General features: G+C 51.6%; 21 protein-coding genes and 1 pseudogene. 6 read left to right on the forward strand and 16 right to left on the reverse strand.

The genetic code is table 11. The annotated features are described in order from the left end of the window. Window positions 1-120: 120 nt before the first annotated feature. Window positions 121-456, reverse strand: a complete 336-nt coding sequence (locus tag NSQ73_RS21190) for a hypothetical protein (protein ID WP_052421773.1) — start codon at window positions 454-456, stop codon at window positions 121-123. A 195-nt stretch (window positions 457-651) separates the two neighbouring features. Here NSQ73_RS21190 and NSQ73_RS21195 point away from each other — a divergent pair, with 195 nt between their 5' ends. Then, entirely contained in the window at window positions 652-1,926 is a 1,275-nt protein-coding gene (locus NSQ73_RS21195; protein ID WP_340988056.1) for a S8 family peptidase, read from the forward strand. Window positions 1,927-2,315: 389 nt separating this feature from the next. On the opposite strand, the gene NSQ73_RS21200 is transcribed toward NSQ73_RS21195, so the two are convergent. Continuing rightward, a complete protein-coding gene (locus NSQ73_RS21200) occupies window positions 2,316-2,768 on the reverse strand; it encodes a GNAT family N-acetyltransferase (protein ID WP_340988057.1) in 453 nt (150 codons plus the stop codon). A 107-nt stretch (window positions 2,769-2,875) separates the two neighbouring features. On the opposite strand from NSQ73_RS21200, the gene NSQ73_RS21205 reads away from it, so the two are divergent. Next, window positions 2,876-3,796, forward strand: a complete 921-nt coding sequence (locus NSQ73_RS21205; RefSeq protein WP_340988058.1) for a GNAT family N-acetyltransferase — start codon at window positions 2,876-2,878, stop codon at window positions 3,794-3,796. Here the strand turns inward: NSQ73_RS21205 and NSQ73_RS21210 are convergent. The 4 genes from NSQ73_RS21210 to NSQ73_RS21225 form a co-directional block, all read right to left on the reverse strand. Next, window positions 3,775-5,085 carry an amidase gene (locus NSQ73_RS21210; protein ID WP_340988059.1) on the reverse strand — a complete coding sequence of 437 codons (1,311 nt, stop codon included), beginning with the start codon at window positions 5,083-5,085 and terminating at the stop codon, window positions 3,775-3,777. The genes NSQ73_RS21205 and NSQ73_RS21210 overlap by 22 nt on opposite strands. Window positions 5,086-5,285: 200 nt before the next feature. Further along, complete coding sequence (locus NSQ73_RS21215) at window positions 5,286-5,729, reverse strand: hypothetical protein (protein WP_340988060.1); 444 nt, start codon at window positions 5,727-5,729, stop codon at window positions 5,286-5,288. 53 nt (window positions 5,730-5,782) lie between these two features. Next, window positions 5,783-6,220: a LytTR family DNA-binding domain-containing protein gene (locus tag NSQ73_RS21220; RefSeq protein ID WP_340988061.1), complete on the reverse strand. Its 438-nt coding sequence runs from the start codon at window positions 6,218-6,220 to the stop codon at window positions 5,783-5,785. Between the two features lie 232 nt (window positions 6,221-6,452). Then, complete coding sequence (locus NSQ73_RS21225) at window positions 6,453-7,514, reverse strand: alpha/beta fold hydrolase (protein WP_340988062.1); 1,062 nt, start codon at window positions 7,512-7,514, stop codon at window positions 6,453-6,455. A gap of 255 nt (window positions 7,515-7,769) precedes the next feature. On the opposite strand from NSQ73_RS21225, the pseudogene NSQ73_RS21230 reads away from it, so the two are divergent. Continuing rightward, window positions 7,770-8,418 (forward strand): annotated as a pseudogene (locus tag NSQ73_RS21230) (transcriptional regulator). Between the two features lie 533 nt (window positions 8,419-8,951). Here NSQ73_RS21230 and NSQ73_RS21235 read toward each other — a convergent pair. Together NSQ73_RS21235 and NSQ73_RS21240 are read right to left on the reverse strand one after the other, a co-directional pair. After that, window positions 8,952-9,854: a GNAT family N-acetyltransferase gene (locus tag NSQ73_RS21235; RefSeq protein WP_340988063.1), complete on the reverse strand. Its 903-nt coding sequence runs from the start codon at window positions 9,852-9,854 to the stop codon at window positions 8,952-8,954. 107 nt (window positions 9,855-9,961) lie between these two features. Then, complete coding sequence (locus tag NSQ73_RS21240; RefSeq protein ID WP_039305165.1) at window positions 9,962-10,237, reverse strand: CD3324 family protein; 276 nt, start codon at window positions 10,235-10,237, stop codon at window positions 9,962-9,964. Between the two features lie 407 nt (window positions 10,238-10,644). Between NSQ73_RS21240 and NSQ73_RS21245 the strand changes: the two genes are divergently transcribed. Together NSQ73_RS21245 and NSQ73_RS21250 are read left to right on the forward strand one after the other, a co-directional pair. Then, window positions 10,645-12,336, forward strand: a complete 1,692-nt coding sequence (locus tag NSQ73_RS21245) for a M3 family oligoendopeptidase (protein ID WP_340988064.1) — start codon at window positions 10,645-10,647, stop codon at window positions 12,334-12,336. A 326-nt stretch (window positions 12,337-12,662) separates the two neighbouring features. Further along, window positions 12,663-13,124, forward strand: coding sequence for an ABC transporter substrate-binding protein (locus NSQ73_RS21250; RefSeq protein ID WP_340988065.1), 462 nt, complete (start codon window positions 12,663-12,665; stop codon window positions 13,122-13,124). 106 nt (window positions 13,125-13,230) lie between these two features. Here NSQ73_RS21250 and NSQ73_RS21255 read toward each other — a convergent pair whose 3' ends face one another. The 6 genes from NSQ73_RS21255 to NSQ73_RS21280 all read right to left on the reverse strand — a co-directional run bounded on the left by NSQ73_RS21255 (window position 13,231) and on the right by NSQ73_RS21280 (window position 18,859). After that, complete coding sequence (locus NSQ73_RS21255; protein WP_340988066.1) at window positions 13,231-13,881, reverse strand: hypothetical protein; 651 nt, start codon at window positions 13,879-13,881, stop codon at window positions 13,231-13,233. Between the two features lie 36 nt (window positions 13,882-13,917). Further along, entirely contained in the window at window positions 13,918-14,307 is a 390-nt protein-coding gene (locus NSQ73_RS21260; protein WP_340988068.1) for an iron chaperone, read from the reverse strand. A gap of 16 nt (window positions 14,308-14,323) precedes the next feature. After that, window positions 14,324-15,358 (reverse strand): phosphotransferase enzyme family protein, encoded by a 1,035-nt coding sequence (locus tag NSQ73_RS21265; protein ID WP_340988069.1) that lies wholly within the window; start codon window positions 15,356-15,358, stop codon window positions 14,324-14,326. After that, window positions 15,358-16,302 (reverse strand): alpha/beta hydrolase, encoded by a 945-nt coding sequence (locus tag NSQ73_RS21270; RefSeq protein ID WP_340988070.1) that lies wholly within the window; start codon window positions 16,300-16,302, stop codon window positions 15,358-15,360. Before NSQ73_RS21270 ends, NSQ73_RS21265 begins: the two co-directional genes overlap by 1 nt. Window positions 16,303-16,657: 355 nt before the next feature. Beyond that, window positions 16,658-17,899 carry an RICIN domain-containing protein gene (locus NSQ73_RS21275; RefSeq protein ID WP_340988071.1) on the reverse strand — a complete coding sequence of 414 codons (1,242 nt, stop codon included), beginning with the start codon at window positions 17,897-17,899 and terminating at the stop codon, window positions 16,658-16,660. A gap of 300 nt (window positions 17,900-18,199) precedes the next feature. After that, window positions 18,200-18,859 carry a hypothetical protein gene (locus tag NSQ73_RS21280; protein ID WP_042140967.1) on the reverse strand — a complete coding sequence of 220 codons (660 nt, stop codon included), beginning with the start codon at window positions 18,857-18,859 and terminating at the stop codon, window positions 18,200-18,202. Window positions 18,860-19,032: 173 nt separating this feature from the next. Here NSQ73_RS21280 and NSQ73_RS21285 point away from each other — a divergent pair, with 173 nt between their 5' ends. Next, entirely contained in the window at window positions 19,033-19,920 is an 888-nt protein-coding gene (locus NSQ73_RS21285; protein WP_171718593.1) for a fructose bisphosphate aldolase, read from the forward strand. 402 nt (window positions 19,921-20,322) lie between these two features. Here the strand turns inward: NSQ73_RS21285 and NSQ73_RS21290 are convergent, their stop codons facing one another. Continuing rightward, a complete protein-coding gene (locus NSQ73_RS21290; protein ID WP_340988073.1) occupies window positions 20,323-21,372 on the reverse strand; it encodes an LLM class flavin-dependent oxidoreductase in 1,050 nt (349 codons plus the stop codon). A 312-nt stretch (window positions 21,373-21,684) separates the two neighbouring features. Then, window positions 21,685-24,615 carry an insulinase family protein gene (locus NSQ73_RS21295; protein ID WP_340988074.1) on the reverse strand — a complete coding sequence of 977 codons (2,931 nt, stop codon included), beginning with the start codon at window positions 24,613-24,615 and terminating at the stop codon, window positions 21,685-21,687. Between the last annotated feature and the right edge of the window lie 52 nt (window positions 24,616-24,667).

Here is a 24,667-nt window from a genome sequence, read left to right on the forward strand (position 1 = left end):
ATGTATGATAAAACTCTTTTTTTCTATAATTTCACATTTCGCTTAAACGTACAAGGAATCATATCTATTATTCTGTATAGTAAAAGGCACGCCCCGTATAGAACAGGACGCGCCGGCCTCTTAGAAACGGGCTACAAAGAACTCACGGTTGGCAGGGACGAATTTCTGAGTACGCTGAACATTATCCGCATCAATAATTCTAAGGGTGTAGCTGATAGTTGTCAGAGTGCTGATTGTGTTAAATTGGGCTACACCGAATTCATCGAACTGTGCGGTGGTAACCGTGCCTGAGCTTCTGGTCAACGTAGCCGTCCAGCCTTGCGTTTCATAAGGGACATTGTTGTTATTTACTGCGAGCACGATGAAATTGGTGAGAACCTGTTTGATCCGCCGTCTCTTGGGTCTTACTACCGCCGATGCTTTTGCTTTTTTGGCCATAAGGAGACGTTTTGCCATTAGTGCTTTCTTCTCTGATTCTTTCAATTGCTTCACCACTTTCTGTTGGAATACAGTAGTAAATGCAAATGAAGAACCGGCCGACACGCGTTATTGCCTGATATTCATAGAAATGTAGCAGTGTCCTATATTAATAGATTCGTACCCACTGATCACCCGGCCGCATACTATGCTTCCATAGAGGTGATCACATTAATGACTGATAAGTTATGGGTTCAGCATCATGCCGCCAAGCTTAACCGTCCGCTGAAGCAAAAGATCCGCAAGTCCTATACATCCACCGTGAAACCGGCTGCCATTCCGGTCATTATACAGTTCAAGCATCCGCTGACTCCAGCCAGAATGAAGGCACTGCAGAAGCATCTGGGGACACACGCTTTTCCAATTAAACATCAATTGCCTTTGCATCGCGCAGTTGCCTCCCGGGTTACGCTCAAATGTCTGGAGCAGGTATGCTGCTGGAACGGGGTCCACAAGGTCTATCTTGATGGCATCAAAAAAACCACCTTAAATATCGCTACCCCGTCCATTGGTGCCACCGCCGTTCAGCGTTCAAGAGGGCTTACCGGCAAAGGCATCAATATCGCCGTGCTCGATACCGGTGTGTATCCGCATCCCGATCTGACCCGGCCTGTGAACCGGATTATTGCCTTCAAGGATTATATCAATCACCGGAAGTGTCCGTATGACGATAACGGGCATGGCACACATATTACCGGCGATGCCGCAGGGAACGGCTGGTCCAGCAAAGGTAAATACAGAGGGCCGGCACCTGAAGCAGGGATCGTCGGAATTAAGGTGCTGGACAAAAACGGCGACGGTTATGACTCCACCATCATTAAAGCCATTGAATGGTGCATGGTCCGCCGCAAAAAGCTGAAGCTGCGCATCCTGTCCATGTCCTTCGGCGGACCGGTGAGCCCTTCTGCCAAGGATGATATTCTTGTCCAGGCGGTTGAGAAAGCCGTCAAAGCCGGACTCACAGTAGTCATCGCCGCCGGCAACAGCGGCCCTGGGCGCAGAACGGTTGAGTCGCCCGGAATCAGTCCCTCCGCCATCACCGTCGGAGCCGTGAATGACCGCCGTACGGTGACGCAAAAGGACGACCGTATCGCCGTCTACTCCAGCCGAGGACCGGCTCCCGGCGGTAAGGTGAAGCCTGATCTTGTTGCCCCCGGCGATTCGGTGATCTCCCTGCGTGCACCCGGCTCCCAGCTGGTCCGCGAACTGCCGGGAAACAAGGTTGGCAGGAAGTATTTCAAGCTATCCGGCACCAGCATCTCTACGCCGATCGTGTCCGGTGCAGCGGCGCAGCTGCTGCAGCTCCGCCCTTGCCTGACGCCCGGCCAGGTGAAGTCCTTGCTGAAGCGGAACGCCTTCTCCCTTGGCCTAAAGCCCAATACTGCTGGCAGCGGCGAGATCGATGTGCGCTTCCTGAAGCGCTGCGCCTCTAAGCCTGGCGGCAAGTAGAAACAGCCCTTAAGCATAACGGGAGCAGCCCTTTAGCGTAATGGAAGCAGCCCGCTTCCTTTTTGCTTAAGGGCATTTTTTATCCCAAATCAACAATGAATGGCCCGCGGTTAAACGGGCGGTTGCTAAATGTTGTACGGATTACAACTCGAATGCAAAGTTACCTGAGAGTTTATAAGAATTGTTGTACGAAATACAAGAATCTCCCCGTTAATCTGCTGGGCGGAGAGGAAATGCTGTATTTTATACAACAATTTGGGATTTGGGTCGATATTCTAGCGGAAATGTTGTATTTCCTGCAGGATTTTAACTTATACAACAACACCCACAGGTCATCTCTGGTCCAAGCCTCCAGACGGTTCAATCCTTTCACTCAATTATTTCATCCGTTAACGTATTTTCAGAACCATTTCTTTCTCCAAATACTTAAACCCTAACTTCTCGTACAGCATTCTCCCGTCTGCGGTGTAATCGAGGAATATTTCAGCTATACCGAGGTGTTCAGCCTCTTCAATTAGTGTATGGAGTACACGGGTGGACAAGCCCTGTCTCCTGAACGCTGCAGCAGTATGCACATTATAGAGATATCCTTTTTTACCGGAGGGGTTGCCGACTGTGGGCAGAACTTCATAGGTGCTCATGACTGCTATGGAGATGATTCTGTCCTGCTCAGTAGCGATATAACAAACCAGCCTCCCATTGGCGAGATTCTCCTGAATATAAGCATAAGTCTCTTCCTTGAAATTTGCCGGCAATACGGCATGCGTGACCTCCTCAATAAAAACAAGCCTATTCTCCAAAATGACCGCCGCATCAGCTACAACAGCTTTTCTTATTTCCATAGGTCCCTCCTGAGTATGTATGTAACATCCGCAATTTCTGTCCGGCATTCCACTTCAGGCTTCGTTATAATTGTAGATAATTCTATTACCCAACTGGAGTGAACGCTATGAATATTCGCAGAGCTGTGCCGGAAGATTCCGAACAACTGGCTGCGGTTATGAAAAGAACATTTGACCGGGAAATGCAGCGCTGGCTGCCGGGGGAAGCGCTGCAGGACAACAATCTCCGCCCGCCGGGTTATGATTCAATTGAGCAACACAGGTATGCCATAAGAGAAACTGATTATTATGTAATTGAAGACGGCTCGCAGATCATTGGTGGTGCAAACGTACATATAGTAGGCAGACATGCCCGGGTAGACAAAATTTACATCGATCATTCCTATCAAGGCCGGGGTTATGGTTCGAAGATTCTCTCCTTCCTTGAAGCGGAGTATCCTGAAGTGCGGGCATGGAAGCTGGAAACCTCCAGCAGACAGCTGAGCAACCACCATTTCTATGAAAAATCCGGGTATATGCGAATCTACGAATCCCCGGATGAATACGGCTATATGAAAATAACCGGATCCCTGGCAGCTCCAGAGGAGCAGGGAATCCGGTTTGAAGATCAGCGGCTCTCCGGAGCGGAGTTTGAGAACTGTGCAATGGATAAGGCTGATTTCTACAACATGAATCTTGCGACGGCCAGCTACAACAACAGCAATCTGCACGGCAGCCTGTTTACGGACTGCAACCTGAGCGGGTCCCGGTTCATCAATCTTAATCTGACCGACGTCCTGATTGCCGATTCCAGATTAAGCGGCAGCGAAATTGCGCTGCTGGCACTGGATGGTGTGCATTTCCATGATACGAGTCTGGGAGCTTCCGGTAAGCCCGCCCGGTTCGAGCGCTGCGATCTGTCAGGAAGCCATTTCACCGGTTGTGATCTGTCCGGCGTAAATATCTCGCAATGTGAAATCTCCGGCCTGCGGATTAATGATATCCCTGTGGAGAAATTGCTGGAGGCTTATGCGCTTGTGCATAAGTGAGGCCAGAGCTCCCGCGCCCAAGCTAACAGTGTCTCGTCCTCTCCATGGGTGCCGATGCACTGGAAGCCGAGCGGCATACTCCCGATCGTTGCAGCCGGCAGACTGATTGACGGCGATCCGGCGAATCCCCAGATGGCAGGCATTCCTGCCCAGCCTGTATTATTCTCCTCTACCTTGGGTGCCGTGCCTCCTTGGGCTGGCGACACCCACAGGTCGATGCCCTCCTGAACCATAAGTTCCTTCAGATCACGCCGCAGAATCATCTGCTGTCCCCGGTACTGCTCCAGCTCCTCATCTGGAATCTGCCTGCCTCTAACGATAGCTTCCTGAACTGGAAGTCCGTATTCCTCCCTATGCTCCGCGAACCAATGCTCATGCTCCCGCGCCAGTTCTCCCTCGATAAGCCGAATCATGGCATCTCCATAGATGAATTCATCCTTCCAGGGCATATCCACGTGGCGGACTTGGTAGCCCAGCTGTTCGAGTATCCCTATCTGAGCGATGAAGACAGCTTTTACTTCCGGACTCATTAACTCCATGTACACCCCGGCGGGAACGCCAAGGACCGGCTTGCGGTCAGATATAGCGGGAATGGCTTCCCAATCCGGTACAAGCAGAGCTGCGGTGGCCTCCATACCAGGCAAATCTTGAGTGAAGAACCCGATGGTGTCAAAAGAAGGCGAGAGCAGCAGCACCCCGTCCAGCGGAACCCGGCCATAGCTCGGCTTGAATCCGACCACGCCGCAGAAGGATGCAGGAGCGATGACTGAGCGCAGTGTCTGGGTACCGACCGCCAGCGGGCAGATTCCCGCAGCAACCGCAGCGGCTGAGCCTGCACTTGACCCGCCGGGAGTATGCGCGGTGTTATGCGGATTACGCGTTGCAATAGGCCCGTTATAGGCAAATTCCTCGGTAACTGTCTTCCCGGCAATCAACGCGCCGAGTAAGCGGAGTCTTAGGACCAAAGAGCCCTCTGGTCCGGTCAGCAGATCCGCGGGTAGCTGCGAACCGGCCCGGGTAGGCAGTCCCTCCACATGCAGCAAGTCCTTAACCGCCACAGGAATGCCGAATAAAGGCTGTTTGCTGTCCGCTTCGCTGTAAGTATGCAGCAGCAGCGCTTTTTCCCGGCCAAGCCGTAGTTCAGCGTCCGCTTCAGGGACAAAAGCGCGGATCTGCGGCTCAAGCTGTCCGAACCGCTCCAGGTACAAATCAAGTGATCTCTCAAGCCGGACTTCTGGTTCACCCGTACCATTCATCATCTCTATCAGTGATGATCTGTTAAGCAGCATGATATCAGCTCCATGGAAGATTATGTATAACACCGTCTTAGTTACGCTTAATTTGCAGAATGGTAACAGGATTTTTGTGTGTTCTCTAAATACAATAAACCAAATAAAAAGCCTCCCTGGCAAATCCGGCACCGGGGCGGCTTTCGAATATTCGCTTATAAGGCTGCACTTGTTGAAGCTAACCGCTAACTTCTTACTGCTTATTTATCCCCGTCCTTCTTATACTCCTCCAGCTTCTGGTTCAGCTGCTTGGCTTCCCTTTTACCGTCAATGTGCATCATTGTGTAAACCATGGTTTTGACTACGAGAATTACGATGACGAACGGCACCAGTACTCCGTTATCGAGCAGCCGGGGACCTGTAGCGAACAGCCACAGCCATAGAATCACAAAAACATCGGCGAGGATAAAACAAATGTAGAAGCTGATTGTCTGCACTTTTTTATCAACCTCATAGGTATTCACCAGTGCATAACGGAAGCAGGTAAATGCCAAGGCCCCCAGGAACAGCTGCATAAACAGCGAGCCGTTGATCGTCTCCGTAGAATTCAGAGCCAGCACAACCGCCGCAAGTACCGTCAAAAAGCCGCAGGCCGTTAACAGATCTTTCACGAAAAAAGATATATATTTACCGGTTGTAATCATGATATTCCCTCCCGAATATTAAGCAGCTCGTTTCTTCCAGCACGAATCATCCGCTACAACCCTAATTTATGTTTAAGCACAGGAACATACTGTCTGGAGATATAGACCTTTTCACCGTTTTGCAGCAGCGCCTCATATCTGCCGTATAGCACCGGGCTGAGTGATTGGATTCGGGCAACATTCAGGATGGTCGATTTGGATGCTCTGAAAAAATCCCCATGCTCGTAATCCATCTCCAGCTCATACAGCTTCAGCCGGGATTCGTACACCTTCTCATGGCAATAAATGAACACCTTATGATCCACCGCCTCAAAGTAATACACATCCCTTGGACTAATGATATGCAGCTGCAACTCGGTCATCCCGATCAGCTTTCTGGAGCTGGAGTTCACGGAGTAGATTAACCTGAGCAAAGATTCATCCGGGTCGTTGCACCTTAGAATAATTTCAGGCTCACCGCCCTCCGGAACGTTCTCAATTGTAATTTTCATCGCCCATCGCCTCCTGCGCTTCTCCTTACAGTTACAGTATATTTTTGCTAAAAGACTTATACAATGGCCTTTGCGCAAGCTGCGCTACAGCGGCTTCAAGCTGCAATTTCTGCAGGTCAGGATACTATATACAAAAAAAGAAACGGCAGCACCGTCCTTTGGATTAGGATAGTGCGCCGTTTTCTTCTCAGCTTCCGCTGCAATCGCTAGTGTGCCGCCCAGAGAACGTGCGCTATTGCGGTAATTTAGCCCATGTCTCGTTCAGCCACTGTGCAAACTTCTCTTTCTCTTCGAACTGCGGATAATGCGCCGACTGGTCGAACACCACGAACTCCTTCTGCGGCGCCTCCAGCTCGTCCAGGTATTTACGAGCTTCATTCACCGAGGTCATCAGATCGAATTGCCCCATCACGAAATATACGGGAATATCAATCTGATCCACCAGCTCCGTGATATCATGCTCTGACAACTCTGGCTGCAGGTTAAGCTCCGAGATCGAATTCCCCTTGAAAAAGCGGACGGCATCCAGCAAATTATACTCCTTTCCGAACAATAAACCTTTGAAGAGATCCGTGATGTCGTCAATCTGTCTTACTGAACCGCCGTATTTGCTGATTTTGTCACGGGGACTAATCGCGTCTCCTGTTGTAACCGGTTCCCTCAAGTGCTCCAGTTCCTCCGCCTCTGCGTTATTGCCGGCAAGCCTCGCCTGATCGATCATGAATTGCAGACTTTCCAGCTCGCTGTTAACCCAATTGGCCGTCTGGCCAATCCCGATATAGGCACTGAACTTGTCCGGCGCCTTACTTACCGCCTGTGTTGCTATGTATGTACCGTAGGAGTGGCCGATCAGCAGCACTTTCTTCTGGTCAAACTCCTGCTCAAGATATTCTGTGAGGGCCAATAAGTCCTCCACTAATAATTCTGAAGTCAAATTCGAATAATCCTCGGAGAAATGATAGGACTTCCCGCTGCCCCTCTGATCATACTGGACAACCGTGAAATTCTGCTCCAGCAGATTCTGATATTTCCGTACATACGGAGTCTCCGGGACCCCTGGTCCGCCATGCACAAAAATCACCAGCGGATTACTCCGGTCCTTCCCCCGTATCATCACTTCCTGCCTGGTGCCGTTAATCTCAATCTGCTGCAGAGTACTTATACTTTTGCTTCCTTTAATGCCTGGAGTCCATGTCGGGAAGACGAATCCCACTCCAATTAGCAGGACGATTAGCAGCAGGCCAAACCATAAGATCCGCAAAGCTATTCTTCGCTTACCTCTGTGTTTCTTCAATCTTGAATCCTCCTTAGTATTTACCAAGCCCTGATTTCCCACCTTATCACATCATTGGAAGATCAAGTATGATCCAAGTCGCTTTCTGGCCTAAATATGGGGAGGTATAATAACCGGTATAGGTCGTGAAGCACACGCCGCCGCAATAGAACGTTTGTCTGGAGCTAACCCCCAGATACGTTGTATTGAGGCGGCTTTTCTTGTATCCAAACAAGATCACATCAAGGGTCAAACTATTCGTAGGAGGAAGCGCTAATGTCGAGATTTGAACAGCACTATGATGAATGGCTGCAGGAACAGATTCATGCAGAGACAGGTCCAATACGCTTGGAGCTGCTCCAAAAAGGCCTAGGGCACGGAACCAGAGAATTTCTGCGCTCTGTCTGGTTTCCCGCTATCGAGAATTTCAATCATCTCTTTCCGGAATGGGAGGTCCGGGATTTCAATAACGGCTACCGCTATTTGGATCTGGCGTATATGCCAGGTGGAGCAAAAGGCGGAATCGAGATCCAGGGCTTCAGCCCTCATGCCAGAGATCTGGATGTCAGAAGATTCAAAGACCTGTGCAGACGGCATTGTCTGCTGGCACTGGATGGCTGGACCTTTCTGCCCATCGCATACCCGTCCATCACCGAAGAACCGCAGCTATGCCAGCAGCTGGTGCTCGCTTTTATTGGCAGATTCATAGCCACGGACGTATCAGCATCCTTATCCTGGCTGGAGGCAGAGACCGTCCGCCTGGCCCGGCGAATGCTGCGGCCGCTGACTCCGCTGGAGCTTGCCCGGCACCTCAAGATATGCGACCGTCAGTCCAGACGCATTCTTCACGATCTCGCTTACGCTGCAGATCCTTGATGTCGCGAGTGGTTCACATCGGGCGCGGACTTACACGATTCGGCTGTAACGGCGGGAATCCCCTGCAAGCGCAGGAGTGCCCCGCCCCGCAAGCGAATAACTGTTGAGCTGCACTCCTGTAGGTACGCCCCTCCAATGAAGCGGACTGAGATGCGCTTATTTTGCTGAAAGTGGGGCTTTTCCACTAGCTCGCGGACTGAGATTCCTTTATTTGCTCCTGAATCACTCCAAAACACCCGTTAGAGCAGAAATAACGGATTTTCAGTCCGCGAACAACCTAAAACCGCCCATAAATCCAAAATAACGGAATCTCAGTCCGCGGCTTTCGGCGGCTTTCCGCCACTGTGCAAATTCAACTACTATACTCTCTATATATGATTTTTAGCCGGACTGCGACGGCTAAGTGGCGCTGGATACCTGTCCCTGCCCCGCTGAACATCTTGACTGTTTCAAATCCCGTCTTATCAAAGGTTATCCTACAATTGAGCCTGGGCTGCAAAAGTCTCCCCAGGAGGAGAGTCCACACTATTTTCCCTAATTTCATTCCTGCAATTTCATTCCTGCAATTTCATTCCCGCATTTTCACCCGCGTTGTTTCTCCCAGATGGTCATCTCTTCCTCCAGCGCAAAGCCAATCCTCCGGTAAAAGGGCTGCATAGGCCCCGTATACGCTTTGACCATGCCCAGCGTCCGCAGACGGTTCAGGCCTTCATATATCACGGCTCTGCCCAGCCCCTGTCTTCTGTAATTCACATGTGTTCCTACCGGCTCGAGCATGCCAATCCTATTCGCTTCATCCACAAAAATATTGCAGAAGGCCACGACCTCTCCCGCAGCGTTCACCAGCGACAGATCCAGCCCGGGGCGGTACCCCGGTGCTTCCCGAAGTCCGCCATAATGCTGCAGCGTCTGCTCCGCTTTCTTCGTGCCTGCATAGTCAAAAGCCATAATATGCCCCTGCGCCTTCGCACGGTCACTGACTTCATCCCCGCAGCAAAGGGTGAAGCCATGGGGAAGGTCTGCCCGGAATTCCTGATCCAGCGCGACCGAAATGATATTATCACTTTCATTGCGCAGCAGCTTATATCCCCGGCTGCGCGCTATCGCTTCCAGCGCGGGCATGAATTTCGGAATGGCCAGCTTAGGGCTGTCCGGACTGGAACTCTTTTCTATGAATTCGAACATTTCGCCCAGCAACTCCTCCTGCGGCTCCAGCGTATCCAGCTGAAAATAGTAGTCCCCGTCACGGCAGACAACGGCGGCCAGCTCGCCCGCCTCATCTTCCCACAGTCCTATATGCTGCTCCCAGCCGGGCAACATGCCCGCTCTCTTCTGAATAAAGAATACTTCAAACTCCCAGCGGGCAATGGACCAGCTGTTCGGCCGTTTCAGCCTGGAGTAGACCCGCGAAATATACTCCCGCACCTTCATCATATCTTGCGGAGTATAGGCTCTATATTCTGCTCTCCCTGTTCTCTTAGTCATTTCGTCCTCCAGAGGCTCTGTCATGCCTTCATTCTACGGAACAAGCAAAGGACATTATATACCAAGCTCTTCTAGAATTGTTTTATCTCACAGCAAGAACCCGCAGATCAGCTCTGCGGGTTCTTGGAATATACGATTTTTCGGATGCTGTCTATGGATAATCCATATTGCTCACACAACTGGCTCATGTCCGCGCCTTCACGGAAGCATTTGCGTATCTCCCCGTTCCGGATCTTATAGTAACCGGCTGCACCGGAGCTTTCGCCCCATTTTCTGCGGCTGCTCGGACGGGTGGGGATATACAAGGCTTCCCCATGAATATATTGCTGAATTTCCTTCAGCAGGTGGTCTGGCAATAACGTTGCTGCATTTACACATTTCATCTTTGGCCCGCTCCTTAAAATAAAATTGATCTTTTAAGGGCAAAGCCTGTATGAATAACTGTACCTATCTGTTACTTCAGGCGAATACTATCCGCTCCATGCCAAGCTTTCGCCTTAGTTATTCCACAGGCTTTGCATGGAGCGTGCCGTTCACATAGTGGTTCATTCTAAACATGGTCCTTCACCTCCCAGGGCAGCGCTGAGCGCCGCCGTAACAGTTACATTTTATGGATGCAGATCATTACTATTCTAAAATAATACTATCCGCAACACAACTTGGAAGTTTCACTGTCCTTTCGCCTTGAGAAATTAAATATAATTAAACTTTACTGTCTAAAAGTTGGTTTTTTGCGGGAGTCGATTATATAATGGGGTTTATATGGTAAAGAAAGGGTGCTGATAATCCAATGAAATTCTCAGAATACCGTTATGAACGTCCGGATGTGGAGCAATTTAAGACCGATTTCACAACCTTGCTGAAAGGCCTGGAGAATGGCAGTCTGGAGGAGCAGAAGGCTGCGGTTGCCGCCATGAATGAGCTCCGCAGCAACTTTGGCACGATGGAGACAATTGTCAGCGTCCGCCATTCGATTAATACTGAGGATGAGTTCTACAAGGCTGAACAGGACTTCATGGATGAGACCGGTCCGGTAGTCCAGGAGTACATAACGGATTATTACAGAGCCCTTGTGAATTCCAGGTACAGAGCCGAATTTGAGCAGGAATGGGGAACACAGCTGCTAAGCTTGGCCGAAATTTCACTGCGCACCTTCAGCCCTGAAGTGATCGGAGACCTGCAGCTCGAGAACAAGCTGTCCTCCGAATACGCCCAGCTGATCGCTTCAGCCAAAATCAGCTTCGACGGCGAAGAGCGCACTCTGGCCCAGCTGATCCCTTATGATTCATCGACGGACCGTTCTGTGCGCCAGGGAGCTTTTGAAGCCAGATATGCCTTCATGTCAGAGCATGAACCGGAACTCGACCGGATTTATGATGAGCTCGTCAAGGTACGGGCCAGCATAGCTGCCAAGCTTGGATACAGCAGCTTCGTGGAGCTGGGATATGAACGGATGATGCGTACGGATTACAATGCCGGGATGGTTGCTAATTTCCGCAAGCAGGTGCTTGAGAATATCGTTCCTCTTGCAACGAAGCTGAAGCAGCGCCAGAAAGAGCGTCTGGGTCTGGATGAATTGAAATTTTACGATGAGGGCATTAGCTTCAATTCCGGGAATGCTACACCCAAGGGCGATGCTGACTGGATTGTGGCTAACGGAGCGAAGATGTACAAGGAGCTGTCACCGGAAACCGATGAGTTCTTCACCTTCATGCTGGACAACGGGCTGATGGATCTGGTCAGCAAGAAGGGCAAGCAATTCGGCGGTTACTGTACCTACTTCAGCGACTATCAGGCACCGTTTATTTTCTCCAACTTCAACGGAACCTCGGCGGATATTGATGTGCTGACCCATGAAGTGGGGCACGCCTTCCAGGTGTATTCCAGCCGCAACTCCGGTGTTCCGGAATATGCTTTCCCAACCTTTGAAGCCGCAGAAATCCACTCGATGAGTATGGAATTCTTCGCTTGGCCGTGGATGGACCAGTTCTTCGAACAGGATGCGGACAAATACCGCTTCAACCACCTGGCAGAGAGTCTGTTGTTTATTCCTTATGGTGTCTCTGTCGATGAGTTCCAGCATTTTGTCTATGAGCACCCGGAGGCGACTCCGGCTGAACGTAAGCAGGCCTGGCGGGAAATCGAGCAGAAATATCTGCCCCACCGTGATTATGACGGCAACGTCTATCTGGAGCAGGGCGGCTTCTGGCAAAAGCAGGCGCATATCTACCGTTCCCCGTTCTACTATATTGACTATACGCTGGCCCAGCTCTGCGCCTTCCAGTTCTGGAAACGCTCGAATGAGGATTTCAAATCCGCATGGTCGGATTATCTGCGCCTCTGCAAGGCTGGAGGAAGCCAGTCCTTCACGAAGCTGGTAGAGCTTGCCGGACTAATCTCACCGTTCGAGGACGGCTGCGTCAGCTCCGTCATCGGGGATATTGAGAGCTGGCTGAACAGCATTGATGATAAGGCGCTGTAAGCAGGGAATCTCCTATGGCAACAAAGCCACTGTACAATTAACTAAATAAAAGATTCTAATAACGAGCCTCTGGAATCACTTCCAAGGCTCGTTTTGCATTCCGGGAAGATGTGCTCCCCCATTTTTCAGTTTTTTAGAATAGGATGGTTTATCAAGTGGCTCCGTTATCTGGTGTGGTTTGCTTACTTCACTGAAGATGTTATGCTTACTCTCAAAAGTCCTTAAGGACAGGGGGAAGGCGAGGCTGCGTTTGGACATCAACGATCTAATCACTCTATGGAATCAGGCGAATTGCAAGGTCATAGATATCCGCCGGGTCACAATCAGTGCTGGTGAATCCCCGCTCTCCTATAAAGTACCTTCCACCCTATACCGCCAGCGCCAAAGAAAAGGTGCTCCAAGTCATACCTGCCAACAGCACCTTCTCCGTTATTGAATCGAGCGACAATAGCCTGATGGCCGTCGGAACCTCTTTCGGCAAAGGCGGCCAGCCGATATACAACGGATTCGGGTTCAAGCCGCCTGCGGAGATTGCGGCGGAAATGGCCGATCCCGGCTGGGCTTCATTCTCTGCGGAGGTCCTGCCCAAGTATGCGGGAGATTATATTATTCTGACCTCCGATTCGGAAACGCTGGATGAACTTCAGGCGGACCCGATCTGGGGAGCACTTCCCGCAGTCAAGAATAATCATGTGTTCTTATGGACAAGCGACCGTTTCGGTTACTGGGACCCGATAGCTATTCTTAGCCAGACCGAAGAATTGGCCGCATGGCTTACAGGCTTATAATTTATTCGGGAAACAGGTAGCCAAGCTATACCCCAAACCCCAAAAAGCACTCCCGGCCAGTACCAGCGGTGGAGTGCTTTTTGGATGTAATCTATGTATAACAGCTCTATTCCAGCGGCGGCTCCTGCAGGGCAAACAGAGTCTCCACCGGCTTGAAGTAGAGATGGCCGTCCGGCCATGGCTGGAAATGCAGATCCATCCGCGAGTCCGCCCACACTTCCGGAGTCCCGGATGTAGCCAGCTTCCCCAGCAGCACGGGTACCTCCACCACTGCCGGGAACTCCTGATAGCCGAACAGGAGGTTCTCATGTATTCCGATCACCTCGTATTTCGGTCCATGGAAAGCCTGTTCCTCCTGCAGCTGATAGTGGTAATAGACATAGCTCGCTACTCTCTCCGGCTTCAGATGCGCCACTCTTCCGGCCATCTGCTCAGGCTTGGTCTTGCGCCGCCAGTGCGCAGCATCCGCTGGCGCATTGAAGTGAAACACATCGATCAGCGGAATCCATTGGCGGGGCTGAGCTTCTCCCGGCCAGTCGGCCAGATACTGCGCCGCCTGCGGCAGCAGTTCTTCCGGCAGGATCGCTTCCTCCATACATTCATAGTAGAGGAACACATTGTGATTCCAGCAGAATCCCGCAGCCGTCATCAGGCGGCCCTCCCGGATCATTCTTGCCGCTTCACCGCCGGACCGCAAATATTCCTTGCCCGCTTCGCCTGAATCCTTCAGGCATGCTCTTGCCATTACCCTGATCATATGTTTTGTTCAGCCTCCCGTTCTGCCTGAAACCACTTATTTCTTCTTCTGTGCCTTACCCGCTGCCTGCTGCTGATTCTCTTCCACTCTGAATTTAACGATCCTCGTAATGAGTTCATACGGAAGCGGCTCATGAATCGGAAATTGCACAGAGCCTTTGGCCCCTTTATATTTTGCAAGTTCCTCTTTGAACGCTTCAATTCCCTGCGGTGCCGGATAGAATCCAATGTGATTCTTGAATGCGGCGAAATGCACCAGATTCTTATGCAGGAAGAAGGTCGGCATCTGATAGCTGATCTTCTCTTCTGCCTCTGGCGCTGCCTCCCGGATGACCTTGCGCAAGGTCTGCAGAATCTCCTGGACCTCTGGTGCATAGGCAGAAATATATTGATCGACAGATTCATAGGTGACTTTATTCTCTTCCATCGGGGCCCAACTCCTTCTATTTCATACTTAAGTTCGTAAGCCATTGCAGGCAAAGCGGAATGAACGCTTCGTAATCCTTCAGCGCCTGCAGCGTAGGCAGCACCTGGCTTGTCCCAAGCTCCCGCTCCGCTTCATCCGGGCCTTCCAGCCCCAGCGACCGCCGGATGCTGTAATCCAGCCAGCCCAGCTTCCCGTGGTAACCGCTGTTTAGCACCCCCGGCCAGGGGTCACGTGTCCCTCCCCCATGATTACGGTAAGCCTGAATCAGCGCACAGAAGGCCTCCTTGCGGATGTGACCACTCTCAAAGTCTGACCAATAGAGTGCCACTTCAACCAGCTCCTGCGCCGGGTTGATCCAGCCCGCAGCCTCCCAGTCAATAATAACGGGCCGGCCGTCATGATCCCACAGCACATTCTTCGGGTCCAGATCCCGGTGGCTGATGATCCTGTTGCCATTAAGGATCGGCATAGCACCATTCACCAATTCCTCATAGCGGTAGAGCTTGTCCAGAGCAGCCATAAGGGAAGCGGACCATGGAAGACCCGTCGCCTGACCTTGTACGGCATACCCTTTCCAATCGGTCTGCAATTGTTCCGCTGTGCTATCCCTATGGAGCTCATTATGGAGCGGAGAGAAGTCCGTGGCATGTATAGCCGCGAGAGCTTCCCCCATAGTAACGCAGTGCTCCAGCCCCGCGTTGTCTGCAGATATAGAGCGGCCTTGAATCCATGGAAACAGCAGATAATACTGCCCGTCCACTTCATGCATACAGCTCCCCTCATGCAGCAGAGCCGGGAGAGCATTGATTCCATGTCTGCTTGCCAGCTCCGCGGCCTTCTCGGCGGCTGTCAGGTTATTCATCACTGATTCCCGTAGCATAATCTGCGGATTCAGCGCTTTCACTGCGTACTCTGCCTGATCCGTGGTCATCCGGTACATCCGGTGCAGGAACCCGCCGAAGATTTGCTCCGGCTCAGTGCGCAGTGACCCCAAGTTATATGTAGCACATAGCTTTTCAAAATTCAATTTATAATTCGTAGGCATCATCATCAGTTAGTCCTTCCGGCATAAAAAATCAAATACTCATCCAAGTTGGCTCTCCAATACTCCCCGTCATGTTTCCCTGCTCTTAAGTGATATTCAACCGGCACGCCCTTATCCTTAAGCAGTGTATATAATTGCTCTGTACCTTCATAGAACCGGTAGCTGTCCTCTTCCCCGCAATCCAGATATACTGCCAGATCACTTAAATCCCTATCCTTCGCCAAAATAAGCGGATCACGCTCCTGCCGCTCCGCTTCTGTCGGATACAGGAATCGGATCAGGCCGTATTCACCGCCCACCGAAGACCAGTCATCCAGAAACAGCGCCGGACTATGCCCGCCTGCCCTGCTGTAGACATCACTGTGCAGCAGCGCGGTATGCAGGCTGACAAAGCCGCCCATTGAAATGCCGCCAATATAGCGCGAATCCCGCTCAGCTAACGTGCTGAAATGCGAATCCACATAATTCACAACATCCTTCACCAGATAATCTTCATACATCCCGTTATAGGTCGTCAGGGGATCACCCGGATCGTTCACTGCATAGGTAGGAGAAGAATTCAGCCCATAGCTGTTATCCATCTGCGGGGAGACGATAATGAGCGGATGGATCTGACCGGCTTGGGCCAGCCTTTCTGCATTCAGATGCAGCCCGAGGCCAGCGATCATATCCGTTTCTTTGCCGCCATAGCCGTGGATGAGATAGAGGACCGGGTAATGCTGCTCCGTGCTGTACCCTACGGGCAGGTAAATACTGAGCCGCATCTTCTGATCCAGCGCCTCACTGTGGAATGTTAAATTTTGAATTCCGGGGGTCTGCAGCGGTACTGCTGACGCAGTCCCTTCAGCTGCGGTTGCGGACGCTTCCGGGGAAGCTGTCTGGACGGCCGCTGAATCAGTACCGGAAGAACAACTCACAAGCGACATGCAGCATATTAGCATGATTAGCATCGTTAGCACCTTTAGCTTAGACCTGGCATTTCCGCGGCTTTGCATAAATCGCCTCCAATATTCCATTTATCCCACCGTATAATAACGCTTACAATAAACATTATCACATCAATGAATATTTATGGTATGACTATTCTGCCGGCTGGAGCTGGATCAAGCTGGAGCTCAGTCCGCTTCAGCAAGAATATCCGCTTTGAATAATATTATTTCTAATACAAGCATGTACAAGCACATACAAGCACGAAAGACCGCAGCTTCCGCGGTCTTTCGTCCCTATCTATACACAATCTCCATTCGCATCCCGGTCTGATGAGCGGGAAGATGGTATAAGCCTTAGAGTTATAGCCAGGCTACCCTAGTTAATCTTGGTGAGCTGCCACTTCTGGGCATCTGTTCCGTTGTCGGTCCATTGCTGCACTGCCGCACCATCCGCTGTAGAGGACGAGGAGACATCCATAGCCAGCCCGCTCGCTTTGGATATAAGCTTGTAGTAGCCGCCGCCTACATCGATGATGCTCCAGCGCTGGGCATTGCTGCCATTGTCATTAGCCTGCTGCAGCTGGACTCCGCTTGAAGTGGAGGCATTCGGAACATCCAGCACCTTGCCGCTATGCATCGCAGTAAGCTTGTAGAAGCCATCCCCTGTACTCTCCACTCTGAATTGCTGGTTGCTGGCAGTATAATTAGTCCACTGGTGCATTTTGGCCCCGTCTGCCGTGGAGACATCCTTCACATCCAGCACTTTGCCGCTTACTTTGGACATTAATGTGTATACTCCGCCGCTGACAATGCCGCTCGATGGAGCGCCTTCCTGATACACACGCACATAGTCAACCAGCATTTGTGCCGGGAAGCTGGTAGCACTGTTCGGTGCGCCCGGCCAATTGCCGCCTACCGCAAGGTTCAGCAGCAGGAAGAACGGTTTCTGGAATTCCTCTGTATTGCCTGTTCCGTTCTCAATATAGAATTGATTGAACTGGTTGCCGTCCACGAACCACTTGATATATTTTGAATCCCACTCCACGCTGTACACATGATACTGGGAGAAATCCAGACTTCCGGACACCTGCCCATATTCGGCATGCCCGCCTGCATCCCAATGTACTGTACCGTTGACGAAGGCGTTATTATTCACCCGTTCCATAATATCCGTTTCCCCGGAGGCCGGCCAGCCAACCGTGGTGATATTGGAGCCCAGCATCCAGAATGCAGGCCATAATCCCTGACCTGAAGGCAGCTTGATTCTGGCTTCTATTTTGCCGTAGGTGAAATTCTTGAGGCCCTGCGTCTTGATCCGTGCTGAGGTATAATTCATGCCGCCATAGGATTCCTTCTGCGCTGTAATTACAAGGTTGCCGCCGGTAACCTGCAGATTCTGTGCCCGGTTCGTATAATATTGCAATTCATTGTTTCCCCAGCCGCCGCTGCCGGTGCCGGTCTCGGCAGTCCAGTTGGCGGTGTTCAGGGAAGAGCCGTCGAACTCATCGCTCCAGGCCAGATTCCAGGTTGAAGCTGCGCTGGAATTCCCCGTAGGCACCAGTGCGATCAAAAGCGTGAACAGCAGAAACAAACTTAAGACTTTTCCTCTTCTCAACATCGTTGTCCTCCTCTTTGCTATTCAAGGTTGCCCATCCTATTTCAATGCACGCGTACGTTCGTGCAGTTGAAACCTAACCCAACCGGTTTCGAAAATGGCATTTGAGAACGTCTTCATCCGCTACACCCCATATATATCGTTTTTACTCCCGGTAAGAACTGTAATTTTGACAATTCAGCGAACCCGGCAGAAACGGAAGGAGAAGTGACCGTGTGTAACCTATACACTCTTAATTTCGCAGCAAAAGACCGCTTCCATAGAGGAGCGGCCTGTGCTTATCTTATGCTCTTACCTGCATTTCTACTCCATTCCGTGCTCTTCACGGATTTTGTACAAGCCCTGCAGCAGCAGCTCCGAAGGATCGCGGTTCAGCTGCAAATGCGTCAGCAACAGATGAAGCGGGATCGCGCATACGTTGTTCCCGTCAGTGATTGCAGGGAATCCTGCTTCAAAGACCGGGCCGTGCTCCGGGTTAAAGGCCAGGCCTGCATGGACCTGCTCCGGTGCGAACTCTTCACGGACAGCGGCGATGCACATGGGAACCAGCACATTATCAACAACGGCCTTGGCTTCCTCTTCATTCGGAAGAGGTTTAGGCAAGGAGTTGCCTCCCTTGGTCTTCATCAATTCGTGGAAGAAGGAGGCCATCCAGATCTCCGGACTGCTTCCGGACTGGAATCTGCCGGCCAACTCACGAAGGAAGAACCCGCAGTAATAATCATCATTGGCACTGTCCTTGACACGATACACAAACACCGGGCCGTAAGTATCCAAATTCAGAACCTGGCCTTCCACTTCACTGAAACTCATTTTTAGAGCTACAATGCCGTTATGAAAAACAGCCTTCAGCAGCTCGTTCCATTTCTCTTCGGTCATGACCTTTTCGGCAGCTTCTGCTTCACCGTTTGTTGCCTCGTTGGTTGTCTCACTGGCTGTCTCATTGGTTGTTTCATTTGTCATAATTATTTTCACCCCGCTTCCTATCATACCATCCTATTGAACAAGGTAACATACCATATCTCTCAACTCAAATGGAAAGCTCTGCCGGCTCAAATGTATGTCCCTAACCAAAAGTGCTATACTAAACAGATGGAGTCACCATTTCATTTCGTAGAAGGGAAGGACAAATATCCATGAATACGAAACAATTGGACAGAATTCACACAGGCAAGGGCTTTATAGCTGCTCTGGATCAGAGCGGGGGAAGCACACCCAAAGCGCTGCTGCAATACGGCATTAAGGAAGACCGTTACTCCGGTGACGAAGAGATGTACGCGATGGTCCACGGGATGAGAACACGCATTATTCAGAGTCCCGCATTTAATTCGGAGCATATCCTCGGCGCTATTCTTTTTGAGAACACGATGGACCGTTTCATAGACGGACAATTAACCGCCGATTATTTATGGGAACAGAAAGGCATCGTGCCTTTTTTGAAAATCGATCAGGGACTGGCCGCGCAGGAAAATGGGGTTCAGCTCATGAAGCCCATTCCCGGTCTTGATGACCTGCTGGAACGGGCGGTCAAGAGGAACATCTTCGGCACCAAGATGCGCTCAGTAATCCATGAAGCTAACGCGGAGGGTATCCGGCAAGTCGTAGAACAGCAGTTTGCTGTCGCGGGGCAAATCGCCGGTTACGGGCTGGTTCCGATTATCGAACCGGAAGTAGACATTCTCAGCCCGGACAAAGCAGAGTCCGAGCAGCTGCTGAAGCGCGAACTGGCCGCCCAATTATCCGCTCTGGAAGAGGGCGTCAAGGTCATGCTGAAGCTGTCTCTTCCGACTGAAGATAATCTGTACAGCGAACTCGCCGCAGATCCGCATGTAGTCCGCATCGTGGCATTATCCGGTGGCTATACCCAGGCAGAAGCGAATGAGAAGCTGGCCCGCCAGCATGGACTCATCGCCAGCTTCTCGCGCGCCTTGTCCCAGGGCCTCAGCGATCAGCAGAGTGACGATGAATTTAATAGCATACTCGCTGCGTCCACCCTTGCGATCTACGAGGCTTCCATAACTTGAAGCCTCCGCTGCTCCGCCTTTTCTCTTAAGTTTCCCACCCAATCTATAGAGTTGCTTGATTAGCAGACGAAGACCCCGGGACTAATGTCCCGGGGTCTCTTTGTTAAATAAGCCAAACATACGACTAGACTAATCCCAAAGCAGTAACCGCCCCATCGCTAAAGGTCCATCGGAACGGAATAATCTAAAATGTTGTAAGGATTGCAACTTTGAGCCTGCGATCCCTGGGGCTACGGGTGAATTGTTGTATGAAATACAGGAATTCTCCCGCTAAACCGCTTGATGGAGGAGTAATGCTGTATTTCATACAACATATTCCGATTATGGCCGGGTTAGTGAAAAAAATGTTGTACTTTGTGCAGGATTTTGCGATCAATGAGAAGTTTCTCGCGGAAACAGCAGCTATACGTTCTTCAAACGCGCAGCTTCCGCCCGCACAAGTGGCGCCACTTCAGTTCCGAAGAGGCGGATCGCCTCCATGACCTGCGCATGCGGCATGGAGCCGTGCGGCACATGCAGCAGGAACCGCGTAATCCCTACGTGCTGGTACAGGTGGATGATTTTGCGGGCAACCGTCTCCGGATCGCCAACATATAACGCTCCGTCAAAGCTGCTCGCCGCATCATAATCCGCACGGTGATAAGGCGGCAGCCCCTTCTCCACCGCCCTGACATTCGTCCGCGCGTGAGTGGACGGGAAGAACTTCTCTAGTGCCAGCTCATTACTCTTCGCAATGAAGCCATGGGAGTGCGAGGCAATCGGCAGCTGTGACACATCATGCCCGGCCTTGGCCGCTGCTTCCTTGTACAGCCTTACATGCTTGGCATAATCCGAAGGATTCACATTGCCGATAATCGCCAGGGCAAACGGCAAGCCCAGTGTGCCGGCACGGACCGCAGACTCCGGACTTCCGGCACTCGCAATCCATACAGGCAGGAGATTCTGCTCCGGACGCGGGTAAATCCCCAGATTATGTATCGCTGGGCGGTGCTTCCCGCTCCAGTTCACCTTCTCCGACTCGCGCAGCTTCAGCAATAAATCGAGCTTCTCGTCAAACAGTGCTTCATAATCCTTCAGATCATAGCCGAATAACGGGAATGACTCCACAAATGAGCCACGGCCTACCATAATCTCGGCACGGCCGTTCGAAATCCCGTCCAGTGTGGCGAAATCCTGAAATACACGCACCGGATCAGCTGACGAGAGAATCATGACTGCACTGGTTAGACGGATTCTGTTCGTCAGCGGTGCAGCTGCAGCCATTAGAACCGCAGGCGATGAAGCTGCAAAATCAGGCCGGTGATGCTCACCTACGCCGTATACATCCAGTCCCACCTGATCCGCGAGCACGATTTCCTCCACCACTTCACGCAGCCGCTGCGCGTGGCTCAGGGTCTCACCGGTATTCACATCAGGCGTTGTCTCGACAAAGGTGCTTATTCCAAGTTCCACTTGTTGTTCCTCCTAAAAGTTATGTTAGCATCTGCTCCATGGGAGTCCCCTTCGCAAAACTTGCTTCGAAAGCATACGCATAGTCAGTAATCCTTATATTTTAAATCTAAATAGTTAAATATTCAAAAACTAAATTTCCGCGCGGCAAAAAACCCGAGTCCTCCGCCGCCTTAGGCTGCCTTACTGATTAACCTAGGGCGAGTCCGGCATAACCGGTGGTCTGTAATAGCCTTCTGGAGATACATCACCGCTACTCTATAACCTGAAAACAGTCCCGGTTATGTTAACCGGGACTGCAGAAGAATACGCCAATTACTTCACCAGTTCCTCCAGGCTGCCGAAAAGATCCCGGACCGATTTCAGCTTCGACTCATTGCCGACCACACAGAAGTAATTCTGCTGCGTCACTGCCTGAAGCAGGCCGGCATATTGCCTGATATCCCCTGAGGTTGTTGACAGAATTTCATTCCGTTCCTGCTGCAGGTCTGCACCGGTAATCTGCTCGAAATAATGCCGGTCCGCTTGCCGGCCCTGTGCGCCGGGACTCAGCGGCTGGTCAACCATCGCCAGCGTGCCGATGATTGCCTTCGTCATCTCCTCTTCATCTGCGGCAAATTCTCCGGCAAACAGATACGCCCGGTCATAAATCTCCAGCGTCTCCTGCAAATTCGGATCACGGTAAGAAGTAAACAGGAGCACACCGTCTCTGCGCAGAACGAGATTGCCGCCATAAGCTCCGCCCTTGACCCGGACAGCATTCCACAGATAGGTCAGGCTGAGGATTCTTTTGAGCACCTGCAGCTTGCCGGAATAAGCAAACCCCAGCTTCGTGAAGTCATATCCTTTGACCACATACTGCACCTGGCTGGCAGACATGAACCCTTCGTTGCCCGCCTGGTCCAGCGCAGACAGCAGCGGCAAGAACTTAACCTGCTGGTCCCGCAGATCCAGCTGCGCCAGGTGTGCAGTGAATTCCGCATACGTATCCAGCGTTCCGGTTACGGACAGTGTTACATTCTGCGTATTGAACAGAACCCCGCAGATTCCCTTCAGAGTGTCAGCAAGCAGTTCAGCCTCCTGGTCAATCCGGCTGGTCAGCTCTTTGATGAAGCGGTAATAGGCCATACCGCCGAGCTGCTCCTCATACATCCCTCTATCCGTGAAATAAGAGAGCACCCGGCCGGCTGCGATTTCATTGCCTTTCTGGTTCAGCATTGCTTCCATGCCGGAGGCTTCCCGGCGGACAATCTCCTGCAGCTTGGATAAATTATTCAAGTTGCTATTGTAGAGCAGCTCGTGCAGCAGCTTCAAGGAACCGCCGATGTTGCCTTGCATGACCTTGATGCGGGCGCTGAATTTGGGCTGGTAGCTTCCTTCGCCAGCTGTGCCGGCCCCAAATATCTCATTCTGAAAGCGGATGCCGCCGGTTGTGATCCCGATTTCACTGGTCAGCTCTTCAATGCTGTAAGCCGCAGTCTCCAGTTGCCCCAGTACCTTCGCCAGCAGTTCCAGATAAGGAATCTGTTCTGCCGTCAGAACCCGGGTGTCCCAATACAGCTTAATATAGGCGATGGTTCCTGCAGCCGCTTCATGATGCAGCACTTTGATTCCATCCAGTCTATGCTCCTTAGTGGGCACCCCGGGCGGAGCGCTGCGGTCAATATCCTGAAGGGACAGCTTCGGAAGCTTCTGCAGATCCTCCGCGGCATCCGGACGGTTCTGCCGGGCCAGCAGCTTCTGCGTATTCAGCACCAGCTCTTCGCACTGTACCGGCGTCAACGAGGCTTTATATTCAGCCAAACGGCTTCGGGCCGCCGCTTCCTTGTCTGCCGCAAGGGTCTGGGAAGGCTTCAGGACAACGACGCTGCAATGATCGCTATTCAGCAGGTAGGTCTCGATCAGCCGCTCGAAATACCGGTTAGCACTTTGTTCGCGGATAGACGCAATTGCAGCTTCATACTCCAGATACGTGGACGGCAAGCCGTCATACAGCCAGGCCTTCATCACTTCCATATTATAGGTCAGGCCCTTGGGGTACTGGTTAAAGTCTGCTTCCCGCAGTTCAAATTCCTTGCTGTTCACCGCAGCCAGCACCAGCTTCTCATCCAGGCCGTCCGCGGCAAGGCGGCTTAACGTCGTTCTGACCAGATTCACGAAGGCCTCCTTGGCAGAGGGATTAGAATGGGTCAAGGCGATGCCAAGCATAGGCTGGACCATACTGTCGGAATAGAAAGAGACGACATCCTTGCCGAGTCCGCTCTCCAGCAAAGCCTGTTTCAGCGGAGCGGCGTTGCTGTCCATCAGCATGCTTTTCAGAATGGCAAAGGCCAGATTCAGCTCCCGGTCCAGGGAGGTTCCGATTACATAGTTCAGGCTCACGTAAGTCTTGTCAGCGGCGGTTTCGGTCTCCAGAATGGGATACTCCGCCGTAAGCTCGGTTATTCCTGTCGGCTGCTGCAGGGCAATCCCCGTATCGATATCCTTGCGGTTATACCGGCTGAGATATTCCTCGTGGATTAATTGCAGCCTCGCTTCGATATTCAAGTCTCCATATAGATAGAAATAACTGTTGGACGGGTGGTAATAACGGCTGTGCGCCTCCAGGAACTGCTCATAGGTCAGCGCAGGGATATGTTCCGGGTCTCCGCCGGAGGAATGCCGGTATACCGTATCCGGGTAGAGCGACTTCTTGATCCGGTCGATTAATACCGTGACGGGTGAGGAATAAGAGCCCTTCATCTCGTTGTAGACGACACCCTTATAGATCAGCTCATCCCCGGAGCGCGGCAGCTCGTAATGCCAGCCCTCCTGCTCAAAAATCTCCCGCTGGCTGTAAATGTTCGGCTGGAACACGCTGTCCAGATAAACCTCCATTAAGTTGGCAAAGTCCTGTTCATTCCGGCTGGCCACCGGATACATCGTCTTGTCGCCAAAGGTAAAGGCGTTCAGAAATGTTTTCATCGAGCCTTTCAGCAGCTCTACAAACGGTTCCTTTACCGGATATTTATCCGAGCCGCACAGGACTGAATGCTCCAGAATATGAAACACTCCCGTGCTGTCTGCAGGCGGAGTCCGAAAAGTGACACTGAACACCTTGTTATCATCCTGATTCTGTACGTATAGCAGCCGCGCGCCGCTCTGCTGATGCTCCAGCGTATATACAGAGGATTCGATTTCCCGGATATACTCCTGATGCATGACTTGAAACCCGGAATAGACTTGGCCTGTGATTAAGCTGCTCATAGATTTCCCTCCTTGGTTCAGGGCTGGCCTGATGCCATGAGCTTATCATATC

Source organism: Paenibacillus sp. FSL R10-2736, from assembly GCF_038000245.1.
GTDB lineage: Bacteria > Bacillota > Bacilli > Paenibacillales > Paenibacillaceae > Paenibacillus_AQ > Paenibacillus_AQ phytohabitans.